At 38.6% G+C, this 17,409-nt stretch carries 16 protein-coding genes; 2 read left to right on the top strand and 14 right to left on the bottom strand.

Translation table 11 applies throughout. The features are described 5' to 3' along the window. Nucleotide 1: 1 nt before the first annotated feature. The 9 genes from ispD to cysJ form a co-directional block, all read right to left on the bottom strand. Nucleotides 2–751: a 2-C-methyl-D-erythritol 4-phosphate cytidylyltransferase gene (gene ispD, locus ABN217_RS15015; protein WP_197269931.1), complete on the bottom strand. Its 750-nt coding sequence runs from the start codon at nucleotides 749–751 to the stop codon at nucleotides 2–4. Nucleotides 752–790: 39 nt separating this feature from the next. Next, nucleotides 791–1,081, bottom strand: coding sequence for a cell division protein FtsB (gene ftsB, locus ABN217_RS15010; RefSeq protein ID WP_072070183.1), 291 nt, complete (start codon nucleotides 1,079–1,081; stop codon nucleotides 791–793). A gap of 332 nt (nucleotides 1,082–1,413) precedes the next feature. Beyond that, entirely contained in the window at nucleotides 1,414–2,019 is a 606-nt protein-coding gene (gene cysC, locus ABN217_RS15005; RefSeq protein WP_349459570.1) for an adenylyl-sulfate kinase, read from the bottom strand. Between the two features lie 2 nt (nucleotides 2,020–2,021). Then, entirely contained in the window at nucleotides 2,022–3,473 is a 1,452-nt protein-coding gene (gene cysN, locus ABN217_RS15000) for a sulfate adenylyltransferase subunit CysN (RefSeq protein WP_349459569.1), read from the bottom strand. 11 nt (nucleotides 3,474–3,484) lie between these two features. Then, nucleotides 3,485–4,393: a sulfate adenylyltransferase subunit CysD gene (gene cysD, locus ABN217_RS14995; RefSeq protein ID WP_109409747.1), complete on the bottom strand. Its 909-nt coding sequence runs from the start codon at nucleotides 4,391–4,393 to the stop codon at nucleotides 3,485–3,487. Between the two features lie 11 nt (nucleotides 4,394–4,404). Continuing rightward, entirely contained in the window at nucleotides 4,405–5,829 is a 1,425-nt protein-coding gene (gene cysG, locus ABN217_RS14990) for a siroheme synthase CysG (protein ID WP_349439744.1), read from the bottom strand. A gap of 205 nt (nucleotides 5,830–6,034) precedes the next feature. Further along, entirely contained in the window at nucleotides 6,035–6,766 is a 732-nt protein-coding gene (locus ABN217_RS14985) for a phosphoadenylyl-sulfate reductase (RefSeq protein WP_196553850.1), read from the bottom strand. Continuing rightward, on the bottom strand, nucleotides 6,763–8,493 hold the full coding sequence (gene cysI / locus ABN217_RS14980) for an assimilatory sulfite reductase (NADPH) hemoprotein subunit (protein WP_349459568.1): 1,731 nt from the start codon (nucleotides 8,491–8,493) through the stop codon (nucleotides 6,763–6,765). Before cysI ends, ABN217_RS14985 begins: the two co-directional genes overlap by 4 nt. After that, nucleotides 8,494–10,305 carry an NADPH-dependent assimilatory sulfite reductase flavoprotein subunit gene (cysJ, locus tag ABN217_RS14975; RefSeq protein ID WP_349459567.1) on the bottom strand — a complete coding sequence of 604 codons (1,812 nt, stop codon included), beginning with the start codon at nucleotides 10,303–10,305 and terminating at the stop codon, nucleotides 8,494–8,496. It abuts the gene before it with no gap. Between the two features lie 298 nt (nucleotides 10,306–10,603). On the opposite strand from cysJ, the gene queD reads away from it, so the two are divergent. Further along, nucleotides 10,604–10,969 carry a 6-carboxytetrahydropterin synthase QueD gene (queD, locus tag ABN217_RS14970; protein ID WP_196553847.1) on the top strand — a complete coding sequence of 122 codons (366 nt, stop codon included), beginning with the start codon at nucleotides 10,604–10,606 and terminating at the stop codon, nucleotides 10,967–10,969. A 77-nt stretch (nucleotides 10,970–11,046) separates the two neighbouring features. Here the strand turns inward: queD and queE are convergent, their stop codons facing one another. Beyond that, nucleotides 11,047–11,718 carry a 7-carboxy-7-deazaguanine synthase QueE gene (gene queE, locus ABN217_RS14965; protein WP_072070192.1) on the bottom strand — a complete coding sequence of 224 codons (672 nt, stop codon included), beginning with the start codon at nucleotides 11,716–11,718 and terminating at the stop codon, nucleotides 11,047–11,049. A 166-nt stretch (nucleotides 11,719–11,884) separates the two neighbouring features. Between queE and ABN217_RS14960 the strand changes: the two genes are divergently transcribed. Further along, a complete protein-coding gene (locus ABN217_RS14960; RefSeq protein WP_115350833.1) occupies nucleotides 11,885–13,252 on the top strand; it encodes an L-histidine transporter HutT in 1,368 nt (455 codons plus the stop codon). Nucleotides 13,253–13,346: 94 nt separating this feature from the next. On the opposite strand, the gene ABN217_RS14955 is transcribed toward ABN217_RS14960, so the two are convergent. The 4 genes from ABN217_RS14955 to ABN217_RS14940 form a co-directional block, all read right to left on the bottom strand. Beyond that, complete coding sequence (locus ABN217_RS14955) at nucleotides 13,347–14,528, bottom strand: methionine gamma-lyase (RefSeq protein WP_349459566.1); 1,182 nt, start codon at nucleotides 14,526–14,528, stop codon at nucleotides 13,347–13,349. A 19-nt stretch (nucleotides 14,529–14,547) separates the two neighbouring features. Continuing rightward, the gene (locus ABN217_RS14950) at nucleotides 14,548–14,946 is read right to left on the bottom strand and encodes a hypothetical protein (protein WP_197269924.1); all 399 of its coding nucleotides are present in this window, start codon (nucleotides 14,944–14,946) and stop codon (nucleotides 14,548–14,550) included. Nucleotides 14,947–14,957: 11 nt separating this feature from the next. Further along, a complete protein-coding gene (locus ABN217_RS14945; RefSeq protein ID WP_072070196.1) occupies nucleotides 14,958–16,151 on the bottom strand; it encodes an NAD(P)/FAD-dependent oxidoreductase in 1,194 nt (397 codons plus the stop codon). Between the two features lie 183 nt (nucleotides 16,152–16,334). Continuing rightward, nucleotides 16,335–17,120 (bottom strand): endonuclease/exonuclease/phosphatase family protein, encoded by a 786-nt coding sequence (locus ABN217_RS14940; protein ID WP_072070197.1) that lies wholly within the window; start codon nucleotides 17,118–17,120, stop codon nucleotides 16,335–16,337. Nucleotides 17,121–17,409 lie beyond the last annotated feature (289 nt).

Genomic DNA, 17,409 nt, shown 5'->3' with positions numbered 1-17,409 from the left:
TTTATTGTGTGTTCCTTATATTGGTGATTTGGCGTGAAAGAAAAAACTCTGCAAGCGCCAAATCTTCTGGCTGAGTTACTTTAATATTGTCTGCACGCCCTTTCACTAATAGAGGTTCATATCCAGCAAATTCCATCGCTGATGCTTCATCAGTAATAGTTGCATTTTCTGAGAGTGCCATTTCTATATTTTGTTTTAATAACGAGGCAGGAAAGAACTGTGGCGTTAAAGCATGCCATAGTGTTGTTCTTTCTACTGTTTGTTCAATATGATTATCTTGTTGATGGCTACGTTTCATCGTATCACGTACAGGAGTTGCAAGAATACCACCGCAAAACTGTGGATCTGAGAAGTTTTCATCAATTAATTTAATAAGATGATCAAGGTCGCCAAAGTGCAAGCAAGGCCTCGCTGCATCATGGACAAGAGCCCAAGTCTTTTCAGAAAAATGCTGAGTGACGTACTCTAAACCCGATAATACAGAGTCCGCTCGCTCTCCTCCACCATTAACTGTAATGATCCTTTCATCTTGTGCTAAAGGTAAGGCTTGAAAATAATGATCATCTGGGCTAATTGCCACAATAATTTTCATTATGCGTGGGTGTTTTAATAAAGCATTAATGGTATGTTCAAGAATAGTCAATCCACCAATCTTCAAATATTGTTTTGGGCAGATTGATTGCATTCGACTTCCGATACCAGCTGCTGGAATAACGGCAACAATAGGAAGAGTAGAGTTTGTTATATTCATTATGGTATTTGTATCAGGACACACTATTAATTCAATAAATTAACGACGTGGTTGAGACTTATCATTCACAATACGGAAGAAGGTCTCATTAGGCTTAATCATCCCTAATTCACTACGAGCGCGCTCTTCTAACGCTTCTTGCCCGCCATTGAGGTCATCAATCTCTGCAAATAGACGATCATTACGCTCTTTTAACTGCGTATTTTGCGCCAATGCAGATTCAACTTCTTGACTTACTTTGTTGTAATCATGGATACCATTTTTACCTAACCACAATGAATATTGTAGCCAACCAAGTAAAATCAGAAGTAAGACTGTTAATTTCCCCATTACCACCCCCAAGATTAATGGGCTAATCATCCCACAACTCAACCACAGACGCCACAAAAGCACTGGAATATATTACATTATTATTTGTATTCAGCTCACTATAAACGTGAGGCTCTTTTGTAATATTCAGATAAAGGCTTAATTTTTTCTTATTAAGATAAGCCAGAATAGAGTTAATTGATAAATAAATCCATTTTAGATGAAAAGACTTAATGATATTTAAACAGGGGGTGATGATAAATGTGCCTCACAAAATTAATGTATTGATATCTCTACACATTTATCCTTTTTATGCGATATTTGTGTAGAGATAATTAAATTTCACTTCAAAATTAACGGTAGATTTGATTTTGCTGTAGATAAATGAGGATTTGCTGAGTAAGTTTATTAATAGAGAGTGTACCATCTAAATGTAATTCAGGGTCAACAGGGCGTTCATAAGGTGAATCAATTCCTGAAAATTGTTTTATTTCACCACGTCTTGCCTTTTGATAAAGCCCTTTCGGATCACGAGCCTCACAAATATGAAGGGGGGTATCGACAAAGATCTCAATAAATCGACCTTGCTCAAAATGGCTCCTAACTTGTTGCCTATCTTCTCGATAAGGTGAGATAAAAGCGGTTAAAACAATAAGCCCCGCATCTACCATCAATTTAGCTACTTCACCCACACGACGGATATTTTCATGCCGATCCTCTTCGCTAAATCCAAGATCACGGCATAATCCATGACGTAAATTATCGCCATCTAATAAATAGGTGTGAATTGGCGAATCGGCGTGTTGATAAAGTGCTTGCTCTAATGCATCAGCCAGCGTGGATTTACCCGATCCTGATAGCCCAGTAAACCAAAGCACACATCCTTTGTGTGCCTGCTGTGATTCACGTTCGTTTAATCCAATTTTATGCGAATGCCAGATAATATCTTCGCTTATCATCTTTATTTTCCTCCAAGAAGATCTCTTGCTCCCCAATGAGGAAAATGACGACGAATAAGCTGATTAAGCTCAACTTCAAACGCATCGTATTGTGTCGTAGTTTGTATAGGCGTATTGCGAGTTTCTCGGATAAGTCCAGCCCCTACCGTGACATTGCTTAACCTATCAATAAAAATAAGCCCCCCCATATCGGCATTGGCTTGATAGTTATCAAGCACCAAAGGCTCTTCAAATGAGACTTCAACATTACCTATTGCATTTAAACTTAAGTTATCTGTAACTTGTTGAGTAAGCTTATTCACATCCACTTGATAATGAATATTCTCTATTTTTGCTCGACTCTTTTTACCTGCAATCTTGATATCAAGTATGTGCCCTTGAACTAAGGGTTGCTCTGACATCCATACCACATCTATCAATGCATGAGTGCTAATATTGGCAGTTATATCACTACTATCAACAATAATATCGCCACGACTAATATCAATTTCATCAGTTAAAACAAGTGTAATAGCTTGTCCTGCACTCGCTTGTGTTAAATCACCATCAAAAGTAACAATACGTTTGATAGTAGAACGGTGCCCCGAAGGTAATACTTTGATTTGTTGTCCTTGGTAAAGAACACCAGAAGAAATCGTGCCACTATATCCTCTAAAATCTAGATCAGGGCGATTTACATATTGCACAGGAAAACGTAGCGATTGTGTAGATGCTCCCAATTTAACTGGCGCATCTTCTAATAATGAAAGCAACGTTTTCCCTTGATACCAAGGCATATTCAAGGAAGGTGAAACAACATTATCACCATCAAGCGCAGAGATAGGTACAAATTCAATGGTTAGATCTGTCGGAAGTTGATCGGCAAATTTAAGATAATCTTGTTGGATCGAATTAAAAATAGCTTGTTGGTGATCCACTAGATCCATTTTGTTAATTGCCACAATCAGATGGCGTATCCCCAAAAGTGTGCTGATAAAACTGTGACGTCGTGTTTGCTCTTGTACACCTTTACGAGAATCGATCAGCAGAATAGAAAGCGTACTGGTTGATGCGCCTGTCGCCATATTACGGGTATATTGCGCATGTCCGGGTGTATCAGCAATAATAAACTTGCGTTTTGCCGTTGAGAAATAACGGTAAGCAACATCAATAGTGATCCCTTGCTCCCTCTCTGCCGCTAATCCATCCACCAGCAAAGCAAGATCGAGCTTTTCACCTTGAGTACCTATTTTTTTACTTTCCGTTTGTAATGTAGAAAGCTGATCTTCATAGATCTGCCTTGTATCATGAAGCAAACGTCCAATTAATGTGCTTTTACCATCATCAACATCACCACAAGTTAAAAATCGTAATAATCCTTTGTTTTGTTGCATTTTAAGATAGCTTTCCACACCACCAAAATGTGCAATTTCGCCAGCAATAAATTGATTTGTTTTCACGGCTGCAAGTCCCATATATCCTCCAATTAAAAGTAACCTTGGCGTTTTTTCAGCTCCATTGAAGCGGACTGATCACTGTCAATTAAACGTCCTTGTCGTTCACTGCTGGTGGAAATCAGCATTTCCTCAATAATGGCGGGTAGCGTTTCGGCTTGTGAAGGAATGGCTCCAGTTAATGGCCAGCATCCTAAAGTTCTAAATCTCACTTGTTGCTGAGTGATAACTTCACCCGGCTTAAGATCAATTCTGTCGTCATCAACCATAATTAATGTGCCATCACGCTCAATAACAGGTCTATTTTTTGCAAAATAAAGAGGAACAATATCGATATTTTCTAAATAGATATATTGCCAAATATCGAGTTCAGTCCAGTTAGATAATGGAAATACTCGAATACTTTCGCCTTTATTAATTTGACCGTTATAGTTTTTCCATAATTCAGGTCGTTGATTTTTCGGATCCCAACGATGAGATCTATCTCTAAATGAATAAATACGTTCTTTGGCTCGTGATTTTTCTTCATCACGACGAGCACCACCAAATGCCGCATCAAAGCCATATTTGTCTAAGGCTTGCTTTAACCCTTCTGTTTTCATGATATCCGTATGTTTTGCACTACCATGAATAAACGGATTAATTCCAAGCTCTTCACCTTGCGGATTGCGATAAACCTTAAGATCAAAACCATATTCTTTAGCTGTTTTATCTCGAAAATCATACATTTCTCGAAATTTCCAGCCAGTATCAACATGTAACAAAGGAAAAGGTAATTTAGCGGGATAGAACGCCTTGCGTGCTAAATGCAACATCACCGAGGAATCTTTGCCTATTGAATAAAGCATGACGGGATTTGCAAATTCAGCGACAACTTCACGCAGGATATAAATACTTTCTGCTTCTAATTGCTGAAGGTGCGTTAACTGTGTTTCATTCATAACAACCTCGTTTAGGCAAAATGAACCAAAGATGAATGGTGCGAAGGTAAAGACGGATAAGCGTGTCTATCGCCAAACCACGCAAGTTGATGGTGCAATGCAGCAACCTCTCCTACAATCAGGAGAGCCGGAGTTGGTGCTTTTTCTGCCAATTGTGCTAATTGCGTTAGGTTACCCGTGAAAACTTGCTGATCACGGCGTGTGCCACAACTGATAACAGCGATAGGCGTTAATGGAGAACGTCCGAGTTTAATTAAACGCTGACTAATCAGTTCTGCTTTTGCCGTTCCCATATAAATAGCGAGAGTGTGATTAGCTTGTGCCAATGATCCCCAATCAGGTTCAATACCATCAGCTTTACAGTGACCCGTCATAAAAGTAACGCTTTGAGCGTATTGTCGATGAGTTAATGGTATCCCCGCATAAGCGCTTGCTCCGCTGGCAGCTGTGACTCCAGGTACAACCTGAAACGCAATCCCATGCGCGATAGCAATTTCAATTTCTTCGCCACCACGTCCAAAAATAAAGGGATCTCCCCCTTTTAACCGAACAACTCGTTTACCTAATTGCGCATATTTCACAATCAGTGCATTCGTTTCCTCTTGAGAAACACTGTGATGTCCAGCTCTTTTGCCCACACAAATAGTGTCAGCATCACGTCGTACAAGCTCTAAAACCTCTGGACTCACTAAACTGTCATAAAGGACAACTTCAGCTTGTTGAATAACCTGTAAACCGCGCAGTGTTAATAAACCTGCATCACCTGGCCCTGCTCCAACTAATGCAAGTTCACCTTGTTGGCTCTCTTTTTGTTTTAGTTGTTGTTCAAGATGGGCTTCTGCTTGAACCAATTGATCACTCGCCACTAAAGTGGCAAATTTACCACCGAAGGCTTGCTCCCAAAAACGACAACGCGCTTGAAAAGTATCTAAGTGTTGTTTCACTTTATTGCGCCATTTTCCTGCTATTGTCGCCATTGTGCCTAATGAACTTGGCAATAAGGCCTCTAACTTTTCACGTATCATACGAACTAAAACAGGCGCTTTTCCCGCAGATGAAATCGCGATCAAAATAGGATTTCTATCAATAATGGCAGGAAAGATAAATGAGCATTGAGGTTGTGAATCCACAACATTGACAAAAATATGTCGTGCTTGTGCATCAAGATAAACTTGCTGATTAAGAACATAGTCATCCGTAGCCACAATAACCAGCATCATTCCTAATAGATGTTCAGATTGATATTTTGCTGACACCCATTCAATTTTATCTTGCTGATAAGCAAGATGTAATTCATCACACAACTGAGGTGCAATCACTCTTAAACGAGCACCTGCTCTTAATAACAGCAAAGCTTTACGCGCGGCGACATGACCACCACCCACCAATAACACAGGGCGTTCTTTTAATTCCACAAATAAGGGTAGGTAATCCATACGCGTATCTCACCTTCGTTGTTCACTTTATGAGTAATGACTATAAAAGGTGCTTTAGGGCTTATGAAATGACAAAAAGCTATGTGATGGAACAGAAAGGAATAAGGAAAAATAAAATAATTTCAATAAGTTAATTTTTTAAAAACGACAAATAGGGCAATAGATTGAACTATTACCCTATTTATTTTATTGATAAATAATGGCGTTATTCGTGTAACCCACACTCACGTTTTAAGCCAAAAAAACGAGTTTCTTCTTCACTCATACCCTCTTCCCATTTTCGGGTTGTATGAGTATCACCCACAGAGAGATAACCTTGCTCCCATAAGGGGTGATAGGGTAAATCATTTTCTTTAAGATATTGATGAATTTGCTTATTATCCCAATCTACTATCGGTAAAAACTTAAAGATCCCTTTTGCGATTGAAAGCACTGGCAAATGCTCACGACTTTTAGATTGTTGTCGGCGAAGACCTGCAAACCATGTTTGAGCCTGTAACGTTTTTAATGCTCTTTCCATCGGCTCAACTTTATTGATGTTGTTATATCGCTCAATACCGTCTATGCCATTTAACCAAAGTTTACCGTAACGGGCTTCTTGCCAAGATGAAGATAATTCAGCTCGATACACCTTTAAATTAAGTTGTAACTGTTGAGTCAATGTATCAATAAACTGATAAGTCTCAGGAAACAAATAACCCGTATCTGTCAAAATCACGGGGATATCAGGATATTGCCTTGTGATTAAATGCAAACAGACTGCGGACTGAATACCAAAACTAGAGCTTAGTACATAAGCTTTAGGCAAATGAGCTAAAGCCCAAGTAATACGTTCAATAGCGGTGAGTTGCTCAAGTTGTTGATTAATTTCAGCTAACGTTTTTTGTTGTTCTTCTATCGATAATAATCTTAATTGTTCAAGCTGAAATAAACTCATACCGCCTCCTGTACTTCATAAAAATCCACGGCAGAGTTGAGTACAGGTTTAACAACATCAGTGCGAATAAGAAAATCGCCGAAACCTTCATTATTATCACGAGAAGATGCCCATTCACCAATCAGCGTATCAAGTATTGCGATGATTTCTTGTGAGGTAATATTTTCACGATACATTCTAGGTATGCGTGTACCAATACGATTACCGCCTAAATGTAGGTTATAACGATCAGGGGCTTTTCCCACCAGCCCCACTTCTGCAAGCATTGCTCGACCACAGCCATTTGGGCATCCAGTTACGCGTACAACAATGTGCTCATCACTGATGCCATGTTTTGTCATTAAGCTATCAAGTGTGTCGGTGAATGAGGGTAAAAAACGCTCAGCTTCTGCCATCGCTAATGGGCATGTTGGGAAAGAAACACACGCCATCGCATGTTCACGCAGTGGTGTAACTTGGCAATTGATCAAACCATATTGACGAGCAATTGCCTCAATATTGGCTTTTTCATTCTCAGGTACACCTGCCACAATTAAATTCTGATTAGCCGTAAGGCGAAAATCGCCTTGATGAATTTTAGCGATTTCAGCGACACCTGTTTTTAATGGAGCATCAGGCGTATCAATCAACCGGCCACTTTCAATAAATAAAGTAAGATGCCATTTATCATCAACACCTTTTAACCAACCAATCTGATCGCCTCTATGTGTAAATTCATAAGGTCGAATAGCCTCAAAAGTGACACCTGAACGGCGTTCAACCTCTTGTTTAAACGTCTCTACACCAACGCGTTCTAATGTGTATTTTGTTTTTGCATTTTTGCGTTCAGTTCGATTTCCCCAGTCACGCTGAGTTGTCACAATCGCCTCAGCAATTGCTAAGGTTTTTTCAATAGGGATATAACCAAATTCACTGGCTAAGCGAGGAAAGGTTTTCTTATCGCCATGTGTCATGGCTAAACCGCCACCCACCAGCACATTAAATCCGACAAGATGCCCATTTTCAGCAATCGCAATAAAATTCATGTCATTCGCATGCAGATCAACATCATTATGAGGCGGGATCACCACTGAGGTTTTAAATTTCCGTGGTAAGTAGGTTTCCCCCAAAATAGGCTCTTCGTCTGTAGTTGCAACTTTCTCTTTATCTAACCAGATTTCCGCATAAGCATGAGTGCGAGGTAATAAGTGTTCTGATATTTTTTTCGCCCACTCATACGCTTCTTGGTGTAATGAAGATTGTACTGGGTTTGAAGTACATAGGACATTACGGTTAACATCATTCGCAGTAGCTAGAGAATCCAATCCTGTGGCGGCTAACATTTGATGAGCGGGTTTTACATTGCCCTTTAAAATGCCATGAAATTGAAATGTTTGACGATTGGTAATACGAATACTGCCATATAGCGTATTTTCCGTCGCAAACTTATCAATGCTAAGCCACTGTTTAGGCGAAATAATGCCACCGGGCAAACGACAACGTAGCATCATGGCATGGCGAGGTTCTAGCATTTGCTCTGCACGTTCAGCTCGAATATCTCTGTCATCTTGTTGATACATGCCATGAAAACGAATTAACAAAAAGTTATCGCCTTCAAAGCCACCGGTTAAACCATTTTGTAAGTCTTCTGTAATAGTACCGCGTAAAAAGTGACTCTCTTTTTTCATGCGTTCACTATCAGCCAGTTTCCCTTCAACCACTAAGGGCGCTTGAGTGTGTGATTTCATTTAATAGACATCCCTCTGATAACGCCTTTCTAGACGTAGCTCACTTAAGTATTCATCTGCTTCTTCAATATTTTTATTGCCACACTCCATCACAATATCTAACAACGCCTGTTCAACATCTTTTGCCATTCGTGACGCATCACCACAGACATAAAGATAAGCACCTTGCTGTAACCATTGCCAAATCTCATTACCACGTTCACGCAATTTATCTTGTACATAAATTTTATGTGCTTGATCTCGTGACCATGCTAAATCGATATGAGTTAACAGACCGCTTTTGACATAACGTTGCCATTCCACTTGATAGAGAAAATCTTCTACAAAATGAGGATTACCAAAAAATAACCAATTTTTACCTGTTGCCGCGTCATTTTCGCGCTGCTGCATAAAGCCCCTAAAAGGTGCAATGCCTGTGCCTGGACCAATCATAATGACAGGTGCAGTGTTATCTTCAGGGAGACGAAAATGTGCATTTTTCTCGATAAAAACATTGACACTATCGCCTTCTTTTAAGCCATCAGCTAAAAAACCAGAGGCGCCGCCGGTATAAGCGCGCGAATTAACGTCGTAACGTACAACCCCTAAAGTAAGGTGTACTTCGTCTTCTACTTCTTGTTGTGATGAAGCGATAGAATAAAGGCGTGGTGTTAATGGGCGTAAAATATCCACAAAATCTTGTGCCGTTGGTTGAGCGCAATATTGGCGCACCATCTCATTAATAGGGTGTTTGTCTGCATATTGCTGAAGCTTTGTTTTATCAGCCACCAATGACAATAAATCTTCATGTCGTGTAAGTTGTGCATAAGCCTTGACGATAGGCGCGCTATTTTGAGTCAGTTCACAATGATGTAATAAGGCCTCTTTTAAGGTGAATGTTTGAGATTTTAACGTGACAGGTTCATCACCCTTTAGCCACAACAAAGCAATAAGTTCATCGACTTTTTCAGATGAGTTATTAAACCAAACTCCCAGCGCATCACCGGGTTGATATTGTAAATCAGAACCTTCAATACTGATTTCAATATGGCGAATATCTCTATCTGAATTTCTGCCTGTGATTTTTTGATTAGTCAGTAATGTGGCAGTAAAAGGCGCATTACGATGATAAACGGAGGCATTGATAGTATCCGTCGTACCTGCCTGAGTTTGTTGCAATACAAGAGTGCTTTGTACAGGAACTCTCGCTTTTAATATTTCTGTGAGCTGTTTTATCCATCCATCCGCAACAGATTGATATTCAACATCAGCATCAACTCTAGGTAATAAACGCGTTGCACCAAGCTGGGTAATTCTTTCATCAAAGTCTTTACCTGCTTTGCAGAAATGCTCATAAGAGGTATCGCCTAAACTGAAAACTGCATAAGCCGTTTCTTTCATTTCAGCGGCTTTTTTAGAGTGCAGGTATTTATAGAAAGCAATCGCTTCCTCTGGAGGTTCGCCCTCTCCTTGTGTAGATGCAATAATAATTAAAGTTGTCGCTTTATGGATCTGCTTAAATTTATATTCACTGGCAGAGTACAACTCAACATTCAATTTATGAGCAACTAGGTTATCTCGTAATTGTTCTGCCAGATGGCGGGCATTACCAGTCTGGGAGGCAGAGATTAATGTTATTGTCTCTTGTTCAGGAACTTGTGGTGAAACAACTGCTGTTGGTACGGATACGGCAGCATGATCCAATTGCCCCCATAAATACCCAGATAACCATGCAATTTGCGCAGTTGAGAGATCTTTTGTTGCGTCCTGTAATTTATTCAATTGCTCCGATGTTAATGGAAGCATTGATAATAATGGGGGTTGATTGCTCATTTATCCTGCCTTAAAAAAGCGAAGCACTTATCTGTGCTTTATTGTTCTTTGATAATATTTCTAATATTGAGAGGGTATCTCACGACTAGAAGGTGAATTAAAGACCTGTTGGCTCTATCTAATAACCTTAAATGCTAAATTTATTTATCGGTTTCCTTTACCAATATAATTAATAAGCAAAAAGGAACATAACAAGTCATTAAGATTAAGGGAGATTAGGCGTGATACGCTAAATCGGCTACACTGATAGACTTCGTTCTATTTGTGTCTTTTTTTTACTAATTAAGTCAAGAGAGTTTTGATGACAACCACCATCTTTAAAGATTTTCAGTTTGAAGCCGCCCACCATTTACCGAATGTTCCTGAAGGCCACAAATGTGGACGCCTGCACGGACACTCCTTTTTGGTTAGATTAGAACTAACAGGTGAAGTTGATACGCAGTCAGGTTGGCTTATTGATTTTGCTGATGTTAAAGCCGCATTTAAACCTACTCTTGATCGCCTTGATCACTACTATCTTAACGAAATTGAAGGCCTTGAAAATCCGACCAGCGAAGTGCTCGCAAAATGGATTTGGCACCAAGTAAAACCGGTATTACCATTATTATCTGCAGTAATGGTGAAAGAGACGTGTACAGCAGGATGTATTTATCACGGTGAGTAGATTTGTATTAACATTAAACCGTTATCATCTAAAAAAATCAGCCTTTTATTGGCTGATTTTTTCATATTAAAATGTGATCACGCAATATTTAAATATTTATGCGTTTGCATTGAGAAACGCCAATTACGTTCAATACAAGTTTTAATACACAATGCCGTTGCACTTTCTTTACAACTAATGGGTTGTAAAGCAACAACAGGTGCGGGTTGTTCTGTGCGTAATGCCAGTAATGTATCCAAAGCTTCAATATCTTTTTCACGTCCAACTGGATGTTTTATCTCATTAGCGCGATTGATAGCGCTTGATAAAACACGAAAACCACCTCGCATTCCTACTTTAGGTGAAAGTGTAACCCATGTTTTTTCACTACATAGAATGTCATGAGTACCGCTGGTTTCTATCTGGCAGGCAAAACCGGCTTGCTCTAACCCTTGCGTTAAAGGACGCAAATCATATAAACAAGGCTCCCCTCCCGTAATAACAACGTGTTTTGCACTATAACCTTGTTGCTGAAAAAGTGATAAAATTTCAGCAACACTGGCTTCGCCCCAAGTATCGCTTTCTTGCGTTTTAATCGGGATATCACCGAGAGGAACTTTTTTTTCGTCCTCTTTTTCCCAAGTATGCTTCGTATCACACCAACTACAGCCAACTGGGCAACCTTGTAATCGAACAAAAAGCGCAGGAACGCCAGTAAAAACACCTTCACCCTGTAAGGTTTGAAACACTTCATTAATGGGGTATTGCATAAGAAACTCTGATATCCAATGAATGCTGATGATTATTACAGATAACTATCTCACCGTAAGAGGCTTTATGATAAGGTACATGGTTTGTTTTGAATAGCTAACGTGCGAGAAGACACTGAAAAAGAGGATAGAGTTCCTCCGTTGGACAGAGATGGGAATACTTTAGATGCAAAAAGAGAATCAACTTTCACGAGGATTATCAGGGCGGCACATTCGTTTCATGGCGCTAGGCTCTGCGATCGGGACTGGTCTATTTTATGGCTCAGCTGCAGCCATTGAAAAAGCAGGTCCAGCAGTATTATTGGCTTACCTTATTGGTGGTGCTGCGGTATTTATGGTTATGCGTGCATTAGGGGAAATGGCCGTTCATCATCCTGTTGCGGGCTCTTTCTCACAATATGCTAGCCATTATATGGGGCCTTTAGCAGGCTTCTTAACCGGCTGGAACTACGTTTTTGAAATGCTGATTGTGTGTCTGGCTGACGTCACAGCATTTGGTTTTTATATGAAACTTTGGTTCCCAGATGTCGATCAATGGATATGGGTATTAGGCATAGTTTGCTTTATTGGTGCCTTAAACCTTTGCCATGTGAAGATATTTGGTGAAATGGAGTTTTGGCTTTCTATTGTTAAAGTCACCGCTATTATCGCAATGATCATTGGTGGTGTTGTTATTATGATGTATGGCTTTGGCCAACAAACTGAACATCCTATTGGTATCTCTAACTTATGGGAGTTTGGTGGTTTTATGCCAAATGGTATTGAAGGGGTTATCGCCTCGCTTGCCATTGTGATGTTTGCATTTGGTGGAATTGAAGTAATTGGTATTACTGCCAGTGAAGCTAAAGATCCTGAGAAAACCATTCCTAAAGCTATCAATGCCGTACCGTTTCGTATCTTATTATTCTATGTTCTAACGATATTCATTCTAATGTGTATTTTCCCTTGGCAACAAATCGGCCATAACGGTAGCCCATTTGTACAGATTTTCTCGAATCTAGGGATCAATTCAGCGGCAAACATTTTAAACCTAGTGGTTATCACAGCGGCTATTTCCGCAATTAATAGTGATATCTTTGGGGCTGGTCGTATGATGTACGGCATGGCTCAAGAAGGACAAGCACCTAAATCCTTTATGAAGCTTACCCGTAATGGCGTGCCTTGGATGACAGTACTTGTGATGTCTGTGGTACTGTTACTTGGCGTCGTGCTTAATTACCTTATTCCAGAACAAATCTTTGTTTTAATTGCCTCTATTGCGACATTTGCAACAGTTTGGGTTTGGTTAATGATTTTGCTTTCTCAAGTCGCTATGCGCCGTAAGATGAGCGCCGAAGAAGTAAAAACACTTAAATTTCCAGTACCGCTATGGCCAGTTGCACCTGCGCTGACTATCGTCTTTATGGCGTTTGTTATCGCAATCTTAGGTTATTTTGAATCAACTAGAATGGCATTGATTGTGGGTATGATATGGGTAGCGATTTTAACTATCGGCTATTATGTTGGTATCAAACCAAGAATGAACCAGAAATAAATCATATTTCTGAATTAACCAATATATAAGTTGAACAATAAAGGCTGTGGATAATTTCACAGCCTTTTTCTTTATTACATAATAGCTACTGTTACTAAGCCAGTGCTTGTTCTAGATCTGCAATTAAATCATCCACATCTTCCAGACCTATTGATAAACGAACCAAACCGTCACTAATACCATGCCTTTGCCGTTCTTCTGCACTATAAGTAGCATGAGTCATTGTCGCTGGATGTTGAGCTAAAGATTCACAGTCTCCTAAGCTCACAGCTCGACTAAAAAGATTTAAGCGATTGAGAAATTCTCTGCCGGCTTTAATGCCCCCTTTTAACTCAATAGCTATCATACCTCCAGCTAATCGCATTTGATGTTTGGCTAGTTCATATTGAGGAAAAGAAGTCAGCCCAGGATAATAAATAGTTTCGACTTTAGGATTATCTTCAAGGTATTGAGCTATACGTTGTGCATTTTGGCAGATCTGCTCCATTCTTATACCTAACGTTTTTATGCCTCGTAATATTAACGAGGCATCGTGAGGAGATAAACAAGCCCCTGTCATATCCTTTAAACCCTCAACACGTATTTTATCGGCTAATTCATGTGTAGTAATAATCGCGCCCGCAGTTACATCACCATGGCCTGATAAATATTTGGTCATTGAATGTACAATAATATCTGCACCAAGTTTTAAAGGTTGTTGTAAATAAGGTGAACAGTAAGTGTTATCCACTATCACTGAAATATTATGCTGATGAGCTATTTCTGATATTTTTTCTATATCACTGACGCGCATATTAGGGTTAGCAGGCGTTTCAAAAAAAATTAATTTTGTTTTTTCAGTAATCGCTTCTTTCAATTTTTCAAGATTAGTTAAATCAACGTGCTTTATTTTAACACCAAACTTAGCAAGCCCATGATTAAAAAAAGTAAAAGTGCATCCATAAAGCGTCATATCAGCAATCAATTCATCACCAGGTTGAAGTAACGACCAGCAAGTTGACGTAATTGCACCCATTCCTGAAGAAAAAACAACTGCACCTTCGCCACCTTCTAATTGTGCTAAACGTTTTTCTAATAAATTTAATGTGGGATTAGAAATCCGTGAATAGAAATGTCCTTTTCGCCGTCCTGCAAAACAATCAGCTCCATATTGAGCCGTCGGAAAAACAAAAGTAGACGTTTGAAAAACAGGAGGCACTAATGCCCCCTGAGAATCTAACGGAGAATAGCCATAATGTATTGCTTGAGTATTAAAATGTTTATTATCTTGCATCATTATATCTCCTAATTACTAATTAATTTTCTATTCGTTGATTATTTTCCCCGATAATTTGAACTGTTCTTAGAATAATAGAAATTCCTTTAAGCGTATCAGGGTTTTTTAATAACGAAAAAGTTGATCCTAAAGTATATTTTTTATCTTGATAAATAGATTCTTTCTTTGCCATATTATAAGCAGTACTTAACTCCCATACTGGAATTAATGTTTCCTCGAATGCAACTGACAATTTTTCAACTGTCGCATTATCCATAATATCTATTGAATCTGATATTAAAGATAATAAATCGACGATATTATCAAACCGCTTTAATGCTAATAATGGTCTTGCTTTTTCTAATAAATGTTGAAGGTGTAATTTATCTTCATCCGTTAACAGTTGAATATCTTCTGGGCTTAAATTATTTTCACTCATTATTGTATCCCCTATAATAATCCTCTAACTGTTGCCCAATATAAGCCTCTGTTATAACTATTACGCAATAATCCCCCTAATTTTGTTGGCGGTGTCGGTATTACGTCGTGCTTATAGTCATATTGTAATGGCATTCCTGCTGATAGCCCCATTTGTGCAACGGCTTGTACTCGACCATCGTAAATGGCGGCAGGATAGCCATAGCGAAGTTCACCACAGATATTATTAGCAATCACACCTGCTTGGTTATGGCAACTGCCACCGGCTTTACTGATTGGTAAATCAACGGTATCACCAATAACATAAACTTGGTTTAATCCATAAACTTGCAATGTTTCAGGATCTGTCGGTAACCAACCTTCACCATTATTATGCTCACTTAACCCCGTGTTACGAATAGCTTCAACCGCAGTAATTGGCGGAGTGCTCATCAAAATATCAAACGGCTCTGCTTCCCCTTCTTTTGAGTAAGCTATCTTTTTATCTGGATCAACATGGCTTAATGTAAATCCACGTTTAGCTTTAATATCTCGCTCTGAAAATACCGCAGGAAGGACTTCACAAACCTCTTGTTGCATAAACAAACAGTTTCTTAAAAGTTGAGCAACTGTAGGATAAGTATAGACAATTTCAATATTGCTTCTTACTCGACGTTGACGTAATAGTTCATCAAGCATCAAGGTTGTTTCCATAGGAGCAATACCACATTGATGAGGCACATTCGGCGTTTCAGGGAAACTCACTGTAATAAATACACGCCCTTTTTCAATTGTCGCAAGTTTATCAGCAAGCGCTCTTGCTGCTTCATATTGATAAAAATGACTTCCTGCTTCTTTTAAACCTTCAATTCTATGAGGGCTAGGAACACAACCCGTTGCTAAAACTAAGAAATCATAATTATATTTTTTCTTAGACTCGCAATAGATAATTTTATTGTTAAAGTCAAAGTGCTCAGCTTTATCTATAACAAATTCAATTTCAGGCCTTAATAAACTTCTTTCTGATCGCATTAACTCTTCTTTTAAAAAAAGATTAAATGCAATATACATAAATGCAGGCTTGTAATAATGATGAGGATTATCTGAAATAAGTGTTATTTTGATTTTATTTGAAAAGATTTCTTCATTTAATTTTTTAGCCAGGATATTAGCAAGAATAGTTCCGCCGGTACCACCACCAATAATAACTATATTTTTTGTTGGCATTTTATTTCCTATATCTAGTGATATTAGATAGACAAAAAAAGTATAGTAAAAGGTATTGATATAACAAATAGATTAAATAGATAGATAAACTATCATTAAAATAATTATTCTAATTGATACTAGATATAATCATACCAAATTCAAATATTTAAATTTAATATTAAGTATAGTTATTATCACTCACTAATAAAATGTTGCAATTAAAGGATGATGGTCTGAAGCATCAGTGATCAGCACTTCTGCATTATTTAGCGATAATCCACGATAGAAAATATAATCTAACGGTTTACCAAATGCTTTAGTACGCCAATCATTATCAAAAATAACCTCTTTAAGTCTTAACCTTCTAGCAAAACGCTTTAATACATTCACTCTAGGACGACTCCATGCATTAAAATCACCCGCAAGAATAATGGGGCCTTTATGGTGCATGATATGAACAGATAAATTACTTAATTGACGCTGATACACATCAACACCAAAACTAAAATTAATTGCATGTACATTAATCACCATTAAATGATCACCCGTAATCAACGGATATACCGTAATTAATGCTGATTTTGATAAGCGTAGAAAAGGTTCTTTTTCTCTTAGAGGACAACAATAGATAGGATGAGAACTTGATAAAGTCATTACACCCGCAGGATGTTGCTGAAAAGCTAAGGCGGGAACTTGATCTGCAATTAAATGATGGGTTCCTGCAAAACGAACAAGCTCAGGAGTAGTTTGAGCCTCTTGCAATAAAAGTAAATGCGTATCGGTTGATAAAATCTCTAACATATTACGCCAATTGGGTCGTTGCTGTTTATAGATATTCCAAACCGCAATTTTTAGTGTGCCTTCTGTATAAAGAGGCATTCCAATAGGTAATGTATCTTTTCTTTCACTTAAAGGCGGGCTTGGTTCAATCCTTTCTACAGGTTGACCTGCCACAAAACGTACTGAATAAGTCGGTTTCTTCGCCATTCACAACCTCAGATAAGCAGCAAGATTTCTTGCTATGACTTAAGTATACCAAAGCCTAGCGCTACCCTCATCTTTTAAAAGGACGTCATAATCAACAAAAGTAATTATTTTTATATAAATTAGTTATTTTTACTTAATTTTAGAAATTTAATATCTATTTATTCTTAAATTTTAAGCAAAAAAAAACCTAAGTCGTTAGACTTAGGTTTCTTAATGTTGGCGGAACGGACGGGACTCGAACCCGCGACCCCCTGCGTGACAGGCAGGTATTCTAACCAACTGAACTACC

This window comes from Proteus sp. fly-1067 (genome assembly GCF_040139345.1).
GTDB lineage: Bacteria > Pseudomonadota > Gammaproteobacteria > Enterobacterales > Enterobacteriaceae > Proteus > Proteus vulgaris_B.
The sequence above is the reverse complement of the archived record's forward strand: the minus strand, read 5'-3'. Positions and strand labels throughout refer to the sequence as shown.

Excerpts from the sequence above, each read along its gene's own strand:
- ABN217_RS14955 (WP_349459566.1), bottom strand. The coding sequence starts at position 14,528 with ATGATGCAAGATAATAAACATTTTAATACTCAAGCAATACATTATGGC.
- ABN217_RS14945 (WP_072070196.1), bottom strand. The coding sequence starts at position 16,151 with ATGCCAACAAAAAATATAGTTATTATTGGTGGTGGTACCGGCGGAACT.
- queE (WP_072070192.1), bottom strand. The coding sequence starts at position 11,718 with ATGCAATACCCCATTAATGAAGTGTTTCAAACCTTACAGGGTGAAGGT.
- cysD (WP_109409747.1), bottom strand. The coding sequence starts at position 4,393 with ATGAATGAAACACAGTTAACGCACCTTCAGCAATTAGAAGCAGAAAGT.
- ABN217_RS14960 (WP_115350833.1), top strand. The coding sequence starts at position 11,885 with ATGCAAAAAGAGAATCAACTTTCACGAGGATTATCAGGGCGGCACATT.
- ABN217_RS14940 (WP_072070197.1), bottom strand. The coding sequence starts at position 17,120 with ATGGCGAAGAAACCGACTTATTCAGTACGTTTTGTGGCAGGTCAACCT.
- cysJ (WP_349459567.1), bottom strand. The coding sequence starts at position 10,305 with ATGAGCAATCAACCCCCATTATTATCAATGCTTCCATTAACATCGGAG.
- cysG (WP_349439744.1), bottom strand. The coding sequence starts at position 5,829 with ATGGATTACCTACCCTTATTTGTGGAATTAAAAGAACGCCCTGTGTTA.
- ispD (WP_197269931.1), bottom strand. The coding sequence starts at position 751 with ATGAATATAACAAACTCTACTCTTCCTATTGTTGCCGTTATTCCAGCA.
- cysI (WP_349459568.1), bottom strand. The coding sequence starts at position 8,493 with ATGAAATCACACACTCAAGCGCCCTTAGTGGTTGAAGGGAAACTGGCT.
- ftsB (WP_072070183.1), bottom strand. The coding sequence starts at position 1,081 with ATGGGGAAATTAACAGTCTTACTTCTGATTTTACTTGGTTGGCTACAA.
- ABN217_RS14985 (WP_196553850.1), bottom strand. The coding sequence starts at position 6,766 with ATGAGTTTATTTCAGCTTGAACAATTAAGATTATTATCGATAGAAGAA.
- cysC (WP_349459570.1), bottom strand. The coding sequence starts at position 2,019 with ATGATAAGCGAAGATATTATCTGGCATTCGCATAAAATTGGATTAAAC.
- ABN217_RS14950 (WP_197269924.1), bottom strand. The coding sequence starts at position 14,946 with ATGAGTGAAAATAATTTAAGCCCAGAAGATATTCAACTGTTAACGGAT.
- cysN (WP_349459569.1), bottom strand. The coding sequence starts at position 3,473 with ATGGGACTTGCAGCCGTGAAAACAAATCAATTTATTGCTGGCGAAATT.